An 18,224-nucleotide genomic window follows, 5' to 3' on the forward strand; every position below is an offset into this window, starting at 1 on the left:
GCGTGGCCGCCGGTTTATCGGAAGGGTTTGGCCCACCGCGATCCGATGACCGACGCCCGGAATCCACGGTATCTCCGCCACCGTTCGATCCAGGGACAGGTATCGACGACACGACTGAGGGAGGACTCCATGGCCGAGCACGTGCACGTCGCCGTGGCGCTGGACGGAGCCGGGTCGCACCCGGGCGCGTGGCGGGCACCCGGAGCCCAGGCCCACACCCTGACCACGGCGGCGCACTGGCAGGAACGGCTCGCGGAGGCAGAAGCCGGGCTGCTCGACTTCGTCACCCTCGCGGATTCGTTCGCCCTGCACCGCGGGCATCCACGCACCGACCGGGCGACCGCGGGACTCGACTCGGTACTGCTCGCCTCCCGTCTCGCCCCGACGACCCGGTCGATCGGGCTGATCCCGACGGCGACCGCCACCCACACCGAGCCGTTCCACGTCTCCAAGGCGATCGCGACACTCGATTACGTGAGCAACGGACGTGCCGGAGTCGTCCTGCGCACCACCGCGGATCCGGACGAGGCCGCGTTGTTCGGCCGGCGACGGTTTCCCGACGACCCCGCGGTGCTCGCCGACCTCGCGTCCGAGGCCCTCGACTTCGCCACCGTGATCGGACTGCTCTGGGACTCGTGGGAGGACGACGCCGAGATCCGCGACGTCGCGACCGGTCGGTTCGTCGACCGGGACAAGCTGCACTACATCGACTTCGCCGGAGACCATTTCTCGGTGCGGGGTCCCGCCATCACGCCACGACCACCCCAGGGCCGGCCGGTCATCGCGGCGACCGGCGCACATCCCACCGACCTGCGGGTGATCGGCCGGGCCGCCGACCTCGGGTTCATCAACCCCCGCGACGTCGACGACGCCGTGCGTGCGGTGGACGCCGTGGGCACCGCCCACTCCGACGCCGGTCGCGGGATCGCCGACCCCGCACTCCTGTTCGTCGATCTGTTCGCCGTGCTCGCCGCGTCGGAGTCGGCGGCGAGAGCACGCCGGGCGCAACTCGACGAGTGGGCGGGTGAACCGTTCACTCCCGACAGCGCGGCCTTCGTCGGCACCTCGGCCGGGCTCGCCGACGAGATCGAACGCTGGACAGCCGTCGACGGGGTGAGCGGGGTGCGGTTGCACCCGGCTGCCGTGCCCGAGGACCTACACGTGATCACGCGGGAGGTCGTGCCGGAGCTGCAGCGTCGCAACCGATTCCGTGACTCCTACACCGCGCCGACGTTGCGGGGCCACCTCGGTCTGGCACGGCCGTCCAACCGTTTCGCCGCTGGAAAGGCCGGTGTCGCATGACCAAGCAGGTGCATCTCGCCGCCCACTTCCCCGGGGTGAACAACACCACGGTGTGGAGCGATCCGGAGTCGGGCAGTCAGATCGAGTTCGACTCGTTCGTCCATCTCGCCAGACCGCCGAGCGCGGGAAGTTCGACTTCTTCTTCCTCGCCGAAGGACTGCGGCTCCGCGAGCAGAACGGGCTGATCTACGACCTCGACGTGGTCGGACGACCGGACACCTTCACCGTCCTGTCCGCACTGGCCGCGGTGACCACCCACCTCGGCCTGACCGGCACCATCAACTCGACCTTCAACGAACCGGTCGATGTCGCACGGCAATTCGCCACCCTCGATCACCTGTCCGGCGGACGTGCGGCGTGGAACGTGGTGACCTCGTGGGACGAGTTCACCGGAGAGAACTTCCGTCGAGGCGGCTATCTGCCCGAGGACCAGCGGTACGCGCGTGCCGAGGAGTCCCTCACCGCGGCCGCGACGCTCTGGGACTCGTGGCGCGACGACGACGTGCTCGCCGACACCGCGAGCGGCCACTTCCTGGCACGCCCCGATGCCGGTGAATTCGAGTTCGCCAGTACACAATTCGACATTCGCGGACACTTTCCCACGCCTCGTCCGCCGCAGGGGCGGCCGGTCATCTTCCAGGCCGGGGACTCCGACGAGGGCCGGGAGTTCGCGGCCGCCACCGCCGACGCCATCTTCTCCCGGCACGCCACCTACGATGCCGGGCGGGCGTTCTACACCGACGTCAAGCGGCGACTCGCCGCGTACGGACGGCACCCCGAACAGCTCCTGGTGCTCCCCGCCGCCACCTTCGTCGTCGGCGACACCGACGCGCAGGCAGCCGAACTCGCCCACGAGGTGCGCCTGCAGCAGGTCAGCGGGCAGACGGCGATCAAGTTCCTGGAGCAGTTGTGGAATCGCGACCTCTCCGACCACGACCCCGACGGTCCGCTGCCGCAGGTGGATCCGGTCCCGGGCGAGAACACGGTCGCCAAGGGACGCGCGAGCGTGCGCATGCACCGTGACCCGGTCGCCGTCGCGCGCGAGTGGCGCGACCTGGCCGAGGCGAAGAACCTGACCACGCGCGAACTCATCATCGAGGTCACCGGCCGCCAGTCGTTCGTCGGCTCACCGCAGACGGTCGCGCACACGATCAACGACTTCGTGCAGGCCGACGTCGCCGACGGCTTCATCCTGGTGCCCCACATCGTGCCCGGCGGACTCGATCGGTTCGTCGACGAGGTGGTGCCGATCCTCCAGGAGCTCGGTGTCCACCGCACCGACTACGCGGGCACCACGCTGCGGGACAATCTGGGGCTGGCACGACCGGCGGGGTGAACCCGCCCGGGCACCGAGAAAGGGCGCCGTCGCGCCTCGACTCATGAGCTCCGCCACCAGGACTCGAACCTAGAATGCCTGAACCAAAATCAGGAGTGTTGCCGATTACACCATGGCGGATCACTGCGCTGACGATTGTGCCACAGCCCGGGGGCACGCACGCCAGGTGACCACTCGACGAGAACTCGGCTCCCAGACCTCGATCGAGGCCTGGGAGCCGGAGTCGTGGTCCAGGAGGTGATCAGTCCTTGGGGCCGCCGGCCACGTAGACGACCTGACCCGACACGAAGCCGGCACCCTCGCTGATGAAGAAGGACGCGGTGTGGGCGATGTCCTCGGGCACGCCGACGCGGTTGACCGGGATCTGGCCCGCTGCGGCACGCTTGAAGTCCTCGAAGGGCACACCGATGCGCTCGGCGGTGGCGGCGGTCATCTCGGTCTCGATGAAACCGGGGGCGATGGCGTTCGCGGTGACGCCGAACCGGCCGAGTTCGATGGCCAGGGTCTTGGTGAATCCCTGCATGCCGGCCTTGGCCGCCGAGTAGTTGACCTGTCCGCGGTTGCCGAGCGCGGAGGTGCTCGACAGGTTGACGATGCGTCCCCACTCCGCCTCGACCATGTACTTCTGCACAGCCTTGGTGACATTGAACGCGCCACGCAGGTGCACGGCCATCACCGCGTCCCAGTCGTCGACGGTCATCTTGAACAGCAGGTTGTCGCGGGTGATGCCCGCGTTGTTGACGACCACCGTCGGCTTGCCGAGTTCGGCGACGACCTTGTCCACCGCGGCGTTCACCGAGGCCTCGTCGGCGACGTCGGCACCCACCGCGACGGCCTTGCCGCCGGCGTCGGTGATGGCCTTGACCGTGTCGGCGCAGGCGTCGGCGTCGAGGTCCAGGACGGCCACCGCCAGTCCGTCGTCGGCCAGGCGCCTGGCCACGGCCGCGCCGATCCCCCGTGCGGCCCCGGTGACGATGGCCGTCTTCTGCGTGCTCATTCACTACCTCCGTGTGGTCGTTTCACGAACCGGACAACTCCGGCACGCGTGGTTCTGTCTCCCGCACCCACCCTGATCCGTCTGTGACAATCCACTGGGACATCGGCAGGTTCTACCGATTGATCGCTCGGCGTTCGCGGTCCCTATGTGTTCTATCAGGCCCGGTCGGGAGGATCCGGCACAAACTGCGCGCTGCATTTCTGCCACCGGGCACCGATGCGTAGGATCGCACCCGACGTGCGACCGCGGGTCGGGTCTGCGACCCCCGCCGCCGCCGTCGAGCAGACATGATCGCGGCAGTCACCGATCAGGAAGAGGGTGGGCATTCGATGACGGGAACGTCGCCATCCGTGGCCGTGATCGTCCTGGCCGCGGGCGCCGGTACCCGCATGAAGTCCAAGACCCCGAAGATCCTGCACACCATCGGCGGACGTTCACTCCTCGGCCATGCGCTGCACGGCGCGGCGGGCATCGAACCCGAGCATCTGATCGCGGTCGTCAGCCACGAGCGCGAACGGGTCACGGCGGCCATCGGTGAGATCGGCGCACTGCTGGGCGTCGAGGTCGGGATCGCCGAACAGGACGCGCCGCGCGGAACGGGCGACGCCGCCCGGGTCGGACTCGGCGGGTTGCCCGACGATTTCGACGGCACCGTCGTCGTCACCGCCGCCGACGTCCCCCTGCTCGACGCCGACACCCTGCGCGCCCTCGTCGACACCCACCTCGCCGACGGTGGAGCCGCCGTCACGCTGACGAGCTTCGTCGCCGACGACCCGACCGGATACGGACGGATCATCCGCGACGGAGACGCCGTCGCCGCCATCGTCGAGCACAAGGACGCGAACCCCGAGCAGCGCGCCGTGACCGAGGTGAACGCCGGCGTGTACGCCTTCGACGCCGCCGCGCTGCGAGTCGGTCTGTCGAAGCTGTCCACGAACAACGTGCAGGGCGAGTACTACCTCACCGACATCGTCGAGATCGCGCGCGGCGAGGGCCGGGCGGTCCGTGGGTTCACGGTCGCCGATCCGGTGCTCGTGGCCGGCTGCAACGACCGCGCCCAGCTCTCCGCTCTCGGTGCCGAACTCAATCGCCGGATCATCCGCCGCCATCAGCTCGACGGGGTGACCGTCGTCGACCCCGCCACGACGTGGATCGACATCGACGTCACCATCGAGCCCGACGCGCACATCGAACCGGGCACCCAGCTGCACGGCCGCACCCACATCTCCGCCGACGCGGTCATCGGACCCGACACCACCCTCACCGACGTCACTGTCGGAGCAGGTGCCCAGGTGATCCGTACACACGGCAGCGACGCGGTCATCGGCCCCGACGCCACCGTCGGCCCGTTCGCCTACCTCCGACCCGGGACCGCCCTCGGGGTCGCGGGCAAGATCGGCACCTTCGTCGAGACCAAGAACGCGACCATCGGTGACGGGTCGAAGATCCCGCACCTCACCTATGTCGGTGACGCGACCATCGGCGAGCACTCCAACATCGGCGCGTCGAGCGTCTTCGTCAACTACGACGGGGTTGCCAAGCACCGCACGGTGATCGGCGATCACTGCCGCACCGGCTCGGACAACATGTTCGTCGCCCCGGTCAGCGTCGGCGACGGGGCGTACACCGGAGCCGGAACCGTCGTGCGGCAAGATGTACCGCCGGGGGCCCTCGCGGTCTCGGCGGGAGAACAACGCGTCATCGAGGACTGGGTCGTGCGCAAGCGGCCCGACACCGCGGCGGCGCGCGCGGCCCTCGAGGCGCGCGAGAACGACTCCGGGCCGGCCTGACACCCCGACCCGCGCTCGACCCTGCAGATCCGAAACGACACCAACAGAAGAGTTTTCATGACCTGGACCACTGACAACCAGAAGAACCTGATGCTGTTCTCTGGTCGTGCCCATCCCGAACTCGCCGAAGCAGTCGCCGATGAACTGGGCATCAAGGTCACCCCGCAGACCGCCCGCGACTTCGCCAACGGCGAACTGTTCGTTCGTTTCGAGGACTCGGTGCGCGGCTCGGACGCGTTCGTCCTGCAGAGCTGCCCGTACCCGCTGAACCAGTGGGTCATGGAGGCGCTCATCATGATCGACGCCCTCAAGCGCGGCTCGGCCAAGCGAATCAGCGTGATCCTCCCGTTCTATCCGTACGCCCGCCAGGACAAGAAGCACCGCGGGCGCGAGCCGATCTCGGCCCGCCTCATCGCCGATCTGCTGAAGACTGCGGGCGCCGACCGGATCATCACCGTCGACCTGCACACCGATCAGATCCAGGGCTTCTTCGACGGGCCCGTCGACCACATGCACGCGCAGGGGCAGCTCGCCGAGTACATCCGCGGCAAATACGGCACCGACAACATCGCGGTGGTCTCCCCCGACTCCGGTCGCGTACGTGTCGCGGAGAAGTGGGCCGACACCCTCGGTGGCGCACCACTGGCGTTCATCCACAAGACCCGCGATCCGTTGGTGCCCAACCAGGTCAAGTCCAACCGCGTCGTCGGCGAGGTGGAAGGACGAACCTGCATCCTGATCGACGACATGATCGACACCGGCGGCACGATCGCCGGCGCGGTGCGGGTCCTCAAGGACGCCGGGGCGGGCGACGTCATCATCGCCACCACCCACGGTGTGTTCTCCGACCCCGCGGCCGAGCGCCTCGCGAACTGTGGCGCCAAGGAGGTCATCGCGACCGACACCCTGCCGATCCCGGCCGAGAAGCGCTTCGCGAACCTCACCGTCCTCTCCATCGCCCCGCTGCTCGCGCAGACGATTCGCGAGGTCTTCGAGAACGGTTCCGTCACAAGCCTGTTCGACGGTATCGCCTGACCCTTCGAGGCTCGCTCCGCTCGCACCTCAGGGAACAAAAGGGACGCTCCGCTCGCACCTCAGGGAACAAAGGGACGCTCCGCTAGCACCTCAGCTCTTTGCTCCCTAATCCGAGAGAACGACCTGCTTCCTGCTCCCTGAGGTGCGAGGAGCGCAAGCCGCCGGGCCGAGCAAGCGACGAAGGAGCGCGTCGAGGTCGACGAGCCACGAAGGGCTGCGCAGTCGACCCGGGTACCGTGTGACCCGTGGACGCGACGATCTATCACAACCCGAAGTGCTCGACCTCGCGGAAGGCATTGCAGGCCCTGCGCGACGCCGGCATCGAGCCGACCGTCGTGAAGTACCTCGACGAGCCGTACAGCCGCGACCAGCTCGTCGAGCTGTTCGCCGATGCCGGGCTCACGCCCGCACAGGCGGCCCGCAAGCGGGAGGCCCTGTACAAGGAACTCGATCTCGCATCGGCCACCGACGATCAGATCCTCGACGCCATGGTCGAGCACCCCGTCCTCGTCGAACGTCCGATCGTCGTGACCGCCAAGGGCACTCGCATCCCGCGACCCATCGACAAGCTCGACGAGATCCTCTGAGCGCCGGCCGCGGTCGGGTCAGGCCGGGACGGCCGGCGCGGGCAGTGGCCGCTGCACCGACGGCACGGCCAGCGCGGCCACACCTCGCACCAGCGCCTTCGTCATGTCGAAATAGTCGAAGTAGTCGCGCCACACCGTGATCCGGCCCTCCCGCACCTCGAAGCGGCCGCACACCCAGAACTGGAGATGCAACCGACCGAGTCGGAGTTCGTCGACCCGCTCGGTCAACACGACGCCGGTGTCGTCGGAGCTCACGTTGATCATCCGGTAGTTGAATCCCACCGAGTCCTTGCGTGCCACTCCGCCCAGGACACCGGCCACCTTCCGCTTCCCGCGGATCGTCGGCAGCGAGACGTTCGTGTAGGCGATGTCGTCGTCGATGGTCTCCAGCGCGGCGGGTACGTCGCCCCGCGCGAACTCGGTCAGAAGGGTCGTCACGATCTCGATCGGCGTCTGTGGGGTCATGGCAGACCAGTATCCCCGAGCTCGGCGCCGACAGCGGGCGATGTGACATCCCAGCAGGTCGTCGACTACTCTGATCGCCGTTGTCTCGGCGAGGGTGACCCAGTCACCGTTATCGGCGCGGCCATCGTAGTTCTCCTCGGTCGGCGACCGGCGGGTTCCGCGGTCGGTGTTCGTGCCCGGTGTTGCTCGTCGCGACGCCGACAGACCGCACACCACCCACGAGGAGACCCACATGTCGAACCAGGCCAGCAAGCTCTCGGTCAGCACCCGCACCGAAAAGGGCAAGGGCGCAGCACGCCGTGCACGTCGCGAGGGCAAGGTTCCCGCCGTGCTCTACGGCCACGGCACCGATCCGCAGCACCTGCACCTGCCTGCGCGCGACTTCGCCGCGATCCTGCGCAACAACGGCCTCAACGCCATCATCGACCTCGACATCGAGGGCGACAGCCAGCTGGCGCTCACCAAGCAGGTCGACGTCCACCCGATCCGCAACTACATCGAGCACGCGGACCTGCTCATCGTCCGTCGCGGTGAGAAGGTGACCGTCGAGGTCGCCATCATCGTCGAGGGCGACGCCGCCCCGGGCACGCTGGTCGTCTCCGACACCAGCCTCATCGAGGTCGAGGCGGACGCCCTGTCGATCCCCGAGCAGATCGTCGTCAGCGTCGAAGGTGCCGAGGCCGGCCTGTCCGTGCACGCCTCCGATCTGGACCTGCCCGAGGGCGTGACCCTCACCGCCGATCCCGAGACCCTGATCGTCGCGGTCACCGAGGCGCAGCTCGCGGCCACCGAGTCCGACGCCGACGGCTCGGCCGACGCCGCAGCCGAGGGCGAGGCCGCCGAGGCGGCCGAGGAGTCGGAGTAACCCCACCCTCGACTACTCGGTACGAGTGGTGAAATTGATTGTCGGCCTGGGTAATCCCGGGTCCAGGTACGAGAAGACGAGGCACAACGTCGGCGCGATGGTCGCCGACGGCCTCGTCGCCTCGGCCGGCGCGCGCTGGAAGGTGCACAAGAAGTCCGGCGCCGAGGTCGCCGAGGTACGCCTCGGCGGCCAGCCGGTTCTCGTGGCCAAGCCGCGCACCTACATGAACGAGTCCGGCCGTCAGATCGGTCCGCTCGCGAAGTTCTACTCGGTGTCCGTCGACGACCTGATCGTCGTCCACGACGAACTCGACATCGACTTCGGCGCCGTCCGCCTGAAACGCGGCGGGGGCGAGGGCGGCCACAACGGGCTGCGGTCGCTCAGCCAGGCACTCGGCACACGCGACTATCTGCGTGTGCGCATCGGCATCGGCAGGCCGCCCGGCCGTCAGGATCCCGCCGATTTCGTGCTGAAACCGTTCCCGTCCTCGGCTCGCAGCGAGGTCGAACTCCTGATCGCCAACGGTTGCGACGCCGTCGAACTACTGGTCGGACAGGATCTGGAGTCCGCACAGAACACCGTGCACGCCTGGTGAGGACCCCCTACCGGGCGGCAGCGCGGCCGTAGAATCGCTGCGGCAGGCAATGCGAAGGGATCGGCAACAGTGGTCAACCTCTCGGTGAAGACCGGACACCAGAACGTCTCGATGCTCGGCATCGGCGCCTACCGGCCGCGACGCCTGGTCAGCAACGACGAGGTGTGCGAAGTTCTCGACTCCTCCGACGAGTGGATCTTCGAGCGGAGCGGCATCCGCAATCGCCGCTGGATCAGCGGCGACGAGAGTGCACGGTCCATGGCCGCCGCGGCCGCCGAGCGGGCCATCGCGAACTCCGGCATCGCGAAGGACAAGATCGGCGCGTTGATCCTCGCCACCAACAGCTGGAAGACCAAGATCCCCCACGGCGGGCCGATCGTCGCCTACGACATCGGCCTCAACGGCATCCCGGCCTACGACGTCGCCGCCGGTTGCGGCGGCTTCGGCTACGGGCTCGGGGTCGCTGCCGACACCATCCGCGCCGGCAGCGCCGAGTACGTCCTCCTCGTCGGCGTCGAGACCATGTCGGTGGTCATGGATCCCACCGACCGCAACACCGCCTTCATCTTCGGCGACGGCGCCGGGGCGGTGGTCGTCGGCCCGAGCGCGGACAACGGGATCTCCCCGACCGTCTGGGGCAGCGACGGCGAGAACGCCGAGGCGATCGGCCAGAACTGGGACATTCCCGAGTACATGGACCGTGCGCAGGCCTACCAGGACAAAGACCCCGAAACCGACCCGGTCGGACGCATGGTCGTGACGATGGCGGGACCCAAGGTGTTCCGATGGGCGGCCATCACCCTCCCCAGGGCCCTCGCCACCGTGCTGGAGACCTCCGGCGTCGGCGTCGAGGACATCGAGGTCTTCGTGCCCCACCAGGCCAACGCCCGCATCAACGACCTGATGAAGAAGAACCTCGGGTTCCCCGACGACCTGCCGATGGCGAACGACATCGAGAACACCGGGAACACCTCGGCGGCCTCGATCCCGCTCGCCATGGAGGAGATGCTCGCGACCGGCAAGGCCAGGGGCGGGCAGACCGCGCTGCTCCTCGGCTTCGGCGCCGGCCTCAGCTACGCCGGCGCGGTCGTGACCCTGCCCCCGGCCCCGGCGATCACCAGCTTCGACTGACGACCCAACCCTGCCCCCGGCCCCGGCCCCGGCGATCACCAGCTTCGACTGACGACCCAACCCTCCCCCCGGCCCCGGCGATCACCAGCTTCGACTGACGACCCACTGCTCCCTGAGGAGCGAGCTTGCGAGCGTCACGAAGGGTCTCGCACCCCCGGTAGCCGACCCTTCGTGACGCGCCCTCCGCAAGCTCCGGGCGCTCCTCAGGGAGCGGAGCGGGCAGCCCCCCGGACCAACGGTCACGCGTTCTCCTTGCGGAAGACCGACGTGCCCCAGAGGGTTCCGAGTCCGGCGAGGACGAGCGAGGCAAGGACACCCCACAGGACCTGAGCACTGGCGAGGTCGCCGGAGAAGGTGTCGCGCACGGCGTCGACGATCCACCGGAACGGCATGAAGTCGCTGAGGCTCTGCAGCCACGACGGCCCGAGGGTCATCGGGAGCAGGATGCCCGACAGCAACAGGACCGGCATCATCACCATGTTGATGAGCGGCGCCATCACGTCCTCGCTCTTCGTGGTGAGTGCGAGGGCATTCGACGCCGCGGCGCACGCACCTCCGATCAGCATCGTGATGACGATGCCGAGGATCACCCCGACCACCGAACCGCGCATGCCCATGAGATAGCCCAGCACCACCAGGATCAGAGCCTGGACGAGAAGCTGCAGCATGTCCCGCATGAGGCGACCGGTGAGCAGCGCCGTGCGGCTGGCCGGGGTCACTCGCTCCGCCTCGATGACGCCTTCGCGCCATTCGCCGATCAAGCTGAAACCGGCGAACAGCGCACCGAACAGCCCGAGTTGCACGAGCAGACCGGGAACCAGGAACGTGTACGGGTTGTCCGCGCCGCCCGGGAACTGCGCGACGAGCGGCTTCAGCAGTGGCCCGAACAGCACGAGGTAGAGGATCGGCTGCATCACCCCGATGAGGACCCAGGCCGGGTTCCGCAGATTCATGCGTATCTGGCGGTGGAACACGATGGTGCTCTCGCGGAGGAATGTGGTCATCGGTTGGCCCCCTGCTGGTTGAGTTCGGACGGTGCGGCGTCGGCCGCGCGGAGATCGGGATCGGTTGTGTCCGAGGCGATGTCGTTGCCTCGTTCGGTCTCGGCATCGCGCAGCGACCGGCCGGTGAGGGTGAGGAACACGTCGTCGAGCGTCGGCCGGATGACCTCGATGGAATCGAGGGTGATGCCCGCGGCGTCGAGGTCGCGCAGCAACCCGGGAACCGCCCGGCCGGCCCGGGGCACCCGGCTTCGGACGTGCCGGCCGTCGACCTCGATCCGGCCTTCGCCGCTGCCACCGGTGACCGAGGCCAGCTTCTCCGCGGCGGTGGACACGGCCGCGGAGTCGGCGACCTCGAGTGCCACCAGATCACCGGACACCTGTGCCTTGAGGTTGTCGGCGGTGTCGGCGGCCACGATCCGGCCGTTGTCGATGATGAGGATCCGGTCGGACAGTTCGTCGGCCTCGTCGAGGTAGTGCGTGGTGAGGAAGACCGTTGCGCCGCGATCGGTGCGTAGGCGCCGGATGTGGTCCCAGAGATTCGCCCGGGCCTGCGGGTCGAGCCCGGTGGTGGGCTCGTCGAGGAAGACCAGGGACGGTTCGTGGACCAGTCCCATCACGATGTCGAGGCGGCGCTTCTGGCCACCGGACATGTTCTTGGGCTGCCGTTCCCACAGACCGTCGAGCTGCAGCTGAGAGAACAGGGCGTGGCCGCGGCGCGTCGCCTCGGCCCGGGACAGTCCGTAGAGCATGCCGTGGTCGACGATCTCGTCGCCGGCCTGCGCCTGACTGAAGGTGCCGCCGGCCTGCGAGACGTATCCGATGCTGCGCCGGACCGAGACCGGGTCGGCGACCACGTCGAATCCGTTGACCGTCGCGGTTCCCGCAGTCGGCCGCAGGAGCGTCGTCAGCATCCGCAGCGTCGTGGTCTTGCCCGCGCCGTTGGGACCGAGGAACCCGACCACCTCCCCCTCGGCGATGTCGAGATCGACACCGTCGACGGCCCTCACCTCGCGTTTCTTCTTCCCTTTCCCGGTGTGGAACACCTGGACCAACCCGCGTGCGTGGATCATGCGGACTCCCCTTCTCCGTGCCGTCGACGATGAGCTGACCGGCGTGGTGGCTGTTGCGTTCTGCGTTGCGCGCACGTCATCGTGTGCTGATCGTCGTACCTGGAGGCGACTTTCCGACGCCCCGAATGTGTTCGACCGATCTGCGGACCAGCATTTCGCGCATCGAGGACGACTTCGGTCCGCATTTGGCGACCCGGTAACGATTCCGAGCGGGGTACCGCTACTTCCCAGTAAGAGACCGTGTGAGTACGGTCGTATGTCGGGTCACATATTCGCCGGGCACGTTTTGGAAGGGTTCACCATGGCGGTCATCGCAGACACCACTGGCATCAACAACATCGGCATGCTCGGCATCGGCGCGTACCGCCCCGAACGCGTCGTCACCAACGACGAGATCTGCGAGCAGATCGACTCCTCCGACGAGTGGATCTACACCCGGACGGGAATCAAGACCCGCCGGTTCGCACGTCGCGACGAGAGCGTCATGGAGATGTCGGTCAACGCCGGCCGCAAGGCGATCGCCAACGCGCTGCTGCAGGGCTCCGACATCGACGCGGTCATCCTCGCCACCAACACCCACCTGCTCCTGACCCCGGCCGGCGCCACCAAGGTCGCCACCGAGCTGGGCGCCAACGGCGTCCCCGCCTTCGACGTCACCGTCGGCTGCGCCGGCTTCGGCTACGGCATGGCACTCGCCTCGGACATGATCCGCGGCGGCAGCGCCACCCACGTGCTGGTCATCGGCGCCGAACAGCTCTCGGTCGCCCTCGACATGACCGACCGCACCAACTGCTTCATCTTCGGCGACGGCGCGGGTGCCGTCGTCGTCGGACCGACAGAGGAACAGCAGCTCGGCCCGGTGATCTGGGGCTCGGACGGCTCCCAGTTCAACGCCATCCGCCAGGATCACGACTGGGTGACCTTCCTCGACAGCGACCGCACCCAGCGCCCCTTCTTGCGCATGGAGGGGACCGCGGTGTTCCGCTGGGCCGCCTTCGAGATGGGCAAGGTCGCCCACCGCGCCCTCGAGGCCGCCAAGCTCGGCTCCGAAGACCTCGACGTCTTCGTCCCCCACCAGGCCAACGCCCGCATCAACGAGCTGCTCGCCAAGAACCTCAAACTGCGCGACGACGCGGTGGTGGCCAAGGACATCGAGTACACCGGCAACACCAGTGCCGCCTCGATCCCGCTCGCGATGGAGGACCTGCTGTCGACCGGCAAGGCACAGCCCGGACAGACCGCTCTGCTGCTCGGCTTCGGCGCCGGACTCTCCTACGCCGCGCAGGTCGTGACCATGCCGCCGGTTCCGTTCGAGTAGGACATCGGTATCGAGTGCGGGGGCAGTGTGAGCCGCTCGGCGGCTCACAATGCCCCCGGATTTGTCATGCAGGCCGGTCGCGCTGCAGGTCCAGCGCGTGGCGGACACGCGCCACGACGTCATCGGGCCGCTCCCGCAGGTCACTCCACGTGAAGTTGAGAACGGTCCAACCCAGTGCGATGAGGTCGTTTCGGCGTCGGCGGTCTCGCTGAAACGTCTCCGCGTCGCGATGGAACGCCATGCCGTCGATCTCGACTGCCAACTTCCGGTCCGGGAACGCGAGGTCGATGAAGTAGCCGCCGGCCGGGTGACCGCACGACCAACCGCTCACACCCCCGGCGCTCAACACGTCGACGGCGAGGCGCTCTGCCACCGAGCGTGCTCCGGATTCGACGCCGTCCACGAGAGCCGCGATCTCGGCTCCGTCCTCTTTGCCTCGTCGACGATCGGCGGCGACACGTAGCTGACGCCGAGACCTTGCGAACGAGTAGAGCATTGTCGAGGATGCCACTGTCGCTCTCGACCGCGGCTTCGAGCACGGACAGCGGCAGCGCTGTCACCAGCAACTCCTTGCGTGTCACCACCTCCGCGTCCGCGAGGCGGCGACGCCGAACCCGAACGCCCTCGACCGGAGTGCAGTGTCGTGATCGCGGTGCGGTGACCGTGAACTTCTTCGGCGGCCCGTCCGCGAGCCCGTGCCACCACGCGGCCCCGAGTCCGGACAGCGCCGCGCAGCTGCCCACGCTCGCGACTGCCAGTCGCGCACGGGTGGTCGAGGTCGTCGGATGATCGGCCAGCGTGTACACCCCGCGTGAGTGCGGTATCCAGTCTCCGGAGTCGACCCGACGCCGCACCCCGGACCGCGTGAGACCGAACTCGAGTGCGTCGGCCATGGTGAGTACCCCGTCACGGGCGAGAGCGCGGCGTCGAAGGCCTGGGGGAAGCTGCACGATGATCAGACGCAGAGCGGGGGTGACGGGTTCCCGCCGGGGGCCAGGGGCACCAGCTGTCACAGACCGGCACAACCTGCCCCCGGTGCTCATCCGCGCGCGAGTTTGGCCGCCCCCTGCAGGCCCGGTAGCCTCGAACCTCGTGAGTTCCGAGGTGATCAGTCGCGAAGTGACGCGTCGTCGTACCTTCGCCATCATCTCCCACCCCGACGCCGGCAAATCGACGATGACCGAGGCGTTGGCGCTGCACGCGCGGATGATCAGCGAGGCCGGTGCCGTCCACGGCAAGGCGGGCCGCAAGTCGACCGTCTCGGACTGGATGGAGATGGAGAAGGCCCGCGGCATCTCCGTCAGTTCGACGGCACTGCAGTTCAACTACTCCGCCGCCGTGCAGGCGGATCCCGAGGTCCCGAGCGTGATCAACCTCGTCGACACCCCGGGGCACGCCGACTTCTCCGAGGACACCTACCGCGTGCTGACCGCGGTCGACGCGGCGGTGATGCTCATCGACGCCGCCAAGGGGCTCGAGCCGCAGACCCTGAAACTGTTCCAGGTGTGTCGCCACCGCGGCATCCCGGTGATCACGGTCATCAACAAGTGGGACCGGCCGGGGCACAGTCCGCTCGAGTTGATCGACGAGATCCAGGAGCGGATCGGTCTCACCCCGACGCCGTTGTTCTTCCCGGTCGGCATCGCGGGCGACTTCCGTGGCCTCCTCGACCGGCGGACCGGCGAGTACGTGCACTTCACCCGTACCGCCGGTGGCGCCAAGATCGCGCCCGAGGAGATCATGTCCGCCGACGACGCGCAAGCCCGTGAGGGCGACGAGTGGTCCTCGGCGCTCGAGGAGAGCGAGCTGCTCACCGAGATGGGCCAGGACCACGATCAGGAGCTGTTCCTCGCCGGGCAGACCTCGCCGATGATCTTCGCCTCGGCGATGCTCAACTTCGGTGTGCGGCAACTCCTCGAGATCCTGGTGGAGCTCGCCCCGCCGCCTGGCCCCCGGGCCGACATCGAGGGCAACCCCCGCCCGGTCACCGACCCGTTCAGCGCGGTGGTCTTCAAGGTGCAGGCCGGGATGGACTCCAGCCACCGGGATCGATTGGCGTACATGCGGATCGTGTCCGGCGAGTTCGAGCGCGGCATGGTCGTCACCCACGCACAGACCGGAAAACCGTTCGCCACCAAGTACGCCCAGGCCGTCTTCGGCCGCGACCGCTCGACGGTCGACACCGCCTATCCCGGCGACGTGGTCGGCCTGGTCAACGCGACCGCGCTTGCACCCGGCGACACTCTCTACGACGGCCCCCGAGTGCAGTTCCCGCCGATCCCGTCCTTTGCACCCGAACACTTCTCGACGCTGCGCGCCACCACGGCCGACAAGTACAAGCAGTTCCGCAAGGGCATGGATCAGCTCGAGAGCGAGGGCGTGGTCCAGGTGCTGCGCAACGAGACCCGTGGCGAGGCCTCACCGGTGCTCGCCGCCGTCGGACCGATGCAGTTCGAGGTCGTGACCGCCCGGATGAAGGCCGAATACAACGTCGACACGATCATCGAACCTCTGGGTTACAGCCTTGCCCGCCGCACGGACGCCGACAGCGCGGCCGAACTGAACCGGCAACGCGGCGTGGAGGTCTTCACCCGCACCGACGGCGCGGTCCTGGCCCTCTTCAGCGACAAGTGGCGCCTGCAGTACATCGAGAAGGAACACCCCGACCTCACCCTCGAACCCCTTGTCGCGGCTGCGGATTGACCGGTCGGTGAGCTCGCGGGGACGGCCCGTGCGCGCCGCCGTGCTGCTGGCCGCGGCGGTGTCGGTGTGCGTCGCCGCCTGCGGCTCGGACACCCCGCCGCAGTCCACGGCCACATCCTCGACCCCGACGCCGACCTCGCGGCCGGTCGATCCCGCGATCTGCGCCGAGAAACCGCCTCAGGGCAGCGTCGACCGCAGTGGTCAGGACTTCGAGTTCCGCCACGGGGACATCAAGGTCGCGGTCGGGAAGACCCCCGCAGACTCCGGTCGCGGACCCGCGGCGGGCGCCACCCCCACCGACGAGCCGAACTGCTACGAGTTCGACCGGTGGGGACCGTCGCGACCCGACGTGCCACCCGACTCACTGCTCTTCGTGTTCAAGGACGCCGGGACCGGCGGCGCGCAGATCGAGTTCCTGATCAGTGAGCTGACCGGCGGGCTGTTACCGCCCGTGGGCGCGACGCGTCCGACCGTCGGACCGCTGACCAGGCCGATCAACGCCCAGATCGGCGTCTCGATCAACGGCGTCTACCACCACTCCTCCGCATGCCAGCTCAGCGTGACCGGGATGTCGGGCGAACTCGCGGCCGGATCGTTCACCTGCCCGGCGGCGACGCGGGTCGACGCCAACCCCCTCGCTCCCGACGACGACGTCCCCCACGACCTCGACGAATCGTCGACGACGAAACGACCGGACGCCGAAGGCAATTCGACGGACACCGTCGCACTGTCGGGGTGGTTTCAGCTCACGCCCTGAGACACATGGCGCGAGGTGGCTTCGACACGGCTCCTCGACCTCGACGCGCTCCTTCGTCGCTTGCTCGGCCCGGCGGCTGCGCTCGTCACCGGCTCAACCAGCGGCGGCACCGACGATCCGTGCCACCAGTGCGGGGTCGACGTCGTCGATCGCGGCCGGATCGAACACGGGACTCCGGTCCTTGTCGACGAGCACTGCCCGCACACCCTCGCGGAAGTCGTGGCTCTTCGTGATCTCCTGCGCCGCATGGAGTTCGCGGTCGAAGCACTCGTCGATTCCCGACTTCGCACCGGCACTGATCATCGCCGCGGTGACCCACAGGCTCGTGGGTGAGGCGCTCTCGAGCAGACCCACCATCTCCTGGGCCCAGTCGTCGCCGACCGCGCCGCGCAGGCCGCCGAGGATGGCGTTGACGTTGTCGTCGGCGAAGTACTCACCGATCTTTTGCAACGGCACGTCGCTCGTCTGCTCGGTGCCGGAGGTGGCCAGCGCGTCGGCAAGCGGTGCGCCGGAACGGATCATGTCGGCGACCGCCGGCAGGTCCGCGGAGGAGACGAAATGCGTTGCCAGACCGACGGCCACCGCGTCGACACCGCGGATCCGGGCGCCGGTGAGACCGAGCCACATGCCCACGCCTTCGGGAAGCCGCGGAAGGAAGTAGGTCGAACCGATGTCCGGGAAGAATCCGATCGCCGTCTCGGGCATCGCGATCATCGCCTTCTCGGTGACCACCCGGATCTCGCCGTGGACGCTGATGCCGAGTCCGCCGCCCATCGCCGCCCCGTCGATCAGGCTGATGTACGGCTTCGGGTAGTCGGCGACGAGCTGATCGAGTCGGTACTCACTGCCGAAGTATCTGCTGATCGACGCCGCATCGCCGTCGATGGCGTGCTCGCGGATCGCGCGGATGTCACCACCGGCGCAGAAGGCCCGCTCGCTCGCCGAGGTCACCAGGACGGTGTCGATCGCGTCGTCGTCACCCCATTCGCCGAGGGTGACGTACATGTCGTCGATCATGCTCTGGTCCAACGCATTGAGGGCCTTGGGGCGGTCCAGGACGATCTCGCCGACGCCGTTGGACACGGAGGTGCGGAGAAAAGACATACCCCAACCGTAGCGGTGACCCCGACCGGCACGCGTGGCAGATAATCCGTTGGCAAGTCCGAGTGCATCCGCTACGGTGGTCACCACTTGCACGCGGACTCGAGGAGTGATCCACCCGATGAAGAACTGAAGTGGCCCCGGCCGCCGGCAACCTGCCGGTGGACC

The 18,224-nt window shown here is 68.3% G+C and carries 15 protein-coding genes, 1 tRNA gene and 2 pseudogenes; 11 read left to right on the forward strand and 7 right to left on the reverse strand.

The genetic code is table 11. The features are described 5' to 3' along the window. Window positions 1-129: 129 nt before the first annotated feature. Together AMD30_RS08010 and AMD30_RS08015 are read left to right on the forward strand one after the other, a co-directional pair. Window positions 130-1,302, forward strand: coding sequence for an LLM class flavin-dependent oxidoreductase (locus tag AMD30_RS08010; protein WP_055475280.1), 1,173 nt, complete (start codon window positions 130-132; stop codon window positions 1,300-1,302). Continuing rightward, window positions 1,299-2,638, forward strand: a pseudogene (locus tag AMD30_RS08015) (NtaA/DmoA family FMN-dependent monooxygenase). The gene AMD30_RS08010 and the pseudogene AMD30_RS08015 overlap by 4 nt, the downstream one beginning before the upstream one ends. A gap of 48 nt (window positions 2,639-2,686) precedes the next feature. Here AMD30_RS08015 and AMD30_RS08020 read toward each other — a convergent pair. Beyond that, window positions 2,687-2,758: transfer RNA gene (locus AMD30_RS08020), tRNA-Gln, on the reverse strand. A gap of 121 nt (window positions 2,759-2,879) precedes the next feature. Beyond that, window positions 2,880-3,635 (reverse strand): 3-oxoacyl-ACP reductase FabG, encoded by a 756-nt coding sequence (gene fabG / locus AMD30_RS08025; protein ID WP_010844292.1) that lies wholly within the window; start codon window positions 3,633-3,635, stop codon window positions 2,880-2,882. Window positions 3,636-3,964: 329 nt separating this feature from the next. On the opposite strand from fabG, the gene glmU reads away from it, so the two are divergent. The 3 genes from glmU to arsC all read left to right on the forward strand — a co-directional run bounded on the left by glmU (window position 3,965) and on the right by arsC (window position 7,047). After that, on the forward strand, window positions 3,965-5,425 hold the full coding sequence (gene glmU / locus AMD30_RS08030; protein WP_055475354.1) for a bifunctional UDP-N-acetylglucosamine diphosphorylase/glucosamine-1-phosphate N-acetyltransferase GlmU: 1,461 nt from the start codon (window positions 3,965-3,967) through the stop codon (window positions 5,423-5,425). A 57-nt stretch (window positions 5,426-5,482) separates the two neighbouring features. Next, on the forward strand, window positions 5,483-6,460 hold the full coding sequence (locus AMD30_RS08035) for a ribose-phosphate diphosphokinase (RefSeq protein WP_010844290.1): 978 nt from the start codon (window positions 5,483-5,485) through the stop codon (window positions 6,458-6,460). A 245-nt stretch (window positions 6,461-6,705) separates the two neighbouring features. After that, window positions 6,706-7,047 (forward strand): arsenate reductase (glutaredoxin), encoded by a 342-nt coding sequence (gene arsC / locus AMD30_RS08040; protein ID WP_055475281.1) that lies wholly within the window; start codon window positions 6,706-6,708, stop codon window positions 7,045-7,047. An 18-nt stretch (window positions 7,048-7,065) separates the two neighbouring features. On the opposite strand, the gene AMD30_RS08045 is transcribed toward arsC, so the two are convergent. After that, the gene (locus AMD30_RS08045; RefSeq protein WP_014926014.1) at window positions 7,066-7,512 is read right to left on the reverse strand and encodes a limonene-1,2-epoxide hydrolase family protein; all 447 of its coding nucleotides are present in this window, start codon (window positions 7,510-7,512) and stop codon (window positions 7,066-7,068) included. Between the two features lie 232 nt (window positions 7,513-7,744). On the opposite strand from AMD30_RS08045, the gene AMD30_RS08050 reads away from it, so the two are divergent. From AMD30_RS08050 to AMD30_RS08060, 3 genes are all read left to right on the forward strand, one after another. Then, window positions 7,745-8,377 (forward strand): 50S ribosomal protein L25/general stress protein Ctc, encoded by a 633-nt coding sequence (locus tag AMD30_RS08050; RefSeq protein WP_014926013.1) that lies wholly within the window; start codon window positions 7,745-7,747, stop codon window positions 8,375-8,377. A gap of 28 nt (window positions 8,378-8,405) precedes the next feature. Beyond that, window positions 8,406-8,972 (forward strand): aminoacyl-tRNA hydrolase, encoded by a 567-nt coding sequence (pth, locus tag AMD30_RS08055; protein ID WP_035718102.1) that lies wholly within the window; start codon window positions 8,406-8,408, stop codon window positions 8,970-8,972. Window positions 8,973-9,083: 111 nt separating this feature from the next. Continuing rightward, complete coding sequence (locus tag AMD30_RS08060; RefSeq protein ID WP_051129850.1) at window positions 9,084-10,103, forward strand: beta-ketoacyl-ACP synthase 3; 1,020 nt, start codon at window positions 9,084-9,086, stop codon at window positions 10,101-10,103. Between the two features lie 239 nt (window positions 10,104-10,342). Here AMD30_RS08060 and AMD30_RS08065 read toward each other — a convergent pair whose 3' ends face one another. Both AMD30_RS08065 and AMD30_RS08070 read right to left on the reverse strand, forming a co-directional pair. Continuing rightward, the gene (locus AMD30_RS08065) at window positions 10,343-11,107 is read right to left on the reverse strand and encodes an ABC transporter permease (RefSeq protein WP_010844284.1); all 765 of its coding nucleotides are present in this window, start codon (window positions 11,105-11,107) and stop codon (window positions 10,343-10,345) included. Then, complete coding sequence (locus AMD30_RS08070) at window positions 11,104-12,177, reverse strand: ATP-binding cassette domain-containing protein (protein ID WP_055475282.1); 1,074 nt, start codon at window positions 12,175-12,177, stop codon at window positions 11,104-11,106. Before AMD30_RS08070 ends, AMD30_RS08065 begins: the two co-directional genes overlap by 4 nt. Window positions 12,178-12,478: 301 nt before the next feature. Between AMD30_RS08070 and AMD30_RS08075 the strand changes: the two genes are divergently transcribed. After that, window positions 12,479-13,495, forward strand: coding sequence for a beta-ketoacyl-ACP synthase III (locus AMD30_RS08075; RefSeq protein WP_010844282.1), 1,017 nt, complete (start codon window positions 12,479-12,481; stop codon window positions 13,493-13,495). Window positions 13,496-13,559: 64 nt separating this feature from the next. Here the strand turns inward: AMD30_RS08075 and AMD30_RS08080 are convergent. After that, a pseudogene (locus AMD30_RS08080) lies at window positions 13,560-14,445 on the reverse strand (DUF559 domain-containing protein). A 142-nt stretch (window positions 14,446-14,587) separates the two neighbouring features. On the opposite strand from AMD30_RS08080, the gene AMD30_RS08085 reads away from it, so the two are divergent. Both AMD30_RS08085 and AMD30_RS08090 read left to right on the forward strand, forming a co-directional pair. After that, the gene (locus AMD30_RS08085; protein ID WP_010844280.1) at window positions 14,588-16,198 is read left to right on the forward strand and encodes a peptide chain release factor 3; all 1,611 of its coding nucleotides are present in this window, start codon (window positions 14,588-14,590) and stop codon (window positions 16,196-16,198) included. A 28-nt stretch (window positions 16,199-16,226) separates the two neighbouring features. Continuing rightward, window positions 16,227-16,955 (forward strand): hypothetical protein, encoded by a 729-nt coding sequence (locus tag AMD30_RS08090; protein WP_156354194.1) that lies wholly within the window; start codon window positions 16,227-16,229, stop codon window positions 16,953-16,955. A 93-nt stretch (window positions 16,956-17,048) separates the two neighbouring features. Here AMD30_RS08090 and AMD30_RS08095 read toward each other — a convergent pair whose 3' ends face one another. Next, complete coding sequence (locus tag AMD30_RS08095; protein WP_055475283.1) at window positions 17,049-18,059, reverse strand: enoyl-CoA hydratase/isomerase family protein; 1,011 nt, start codon at window positions 18,057-18,059, stop codon at window positions 17,049-17,051. Between the last annotated feature and the right edge of the window lie 165 nt (window positions 18,060-18,224).

Source organism: Gordonia sp. HS-NH1 (genome assembly GCF_001418765.1).
Taxonomy (GTDB): Bacteria; Actinomycetota; Actinomycetes; order Mycobacteriales; family Mycobacteriaceae; genus Gordonia.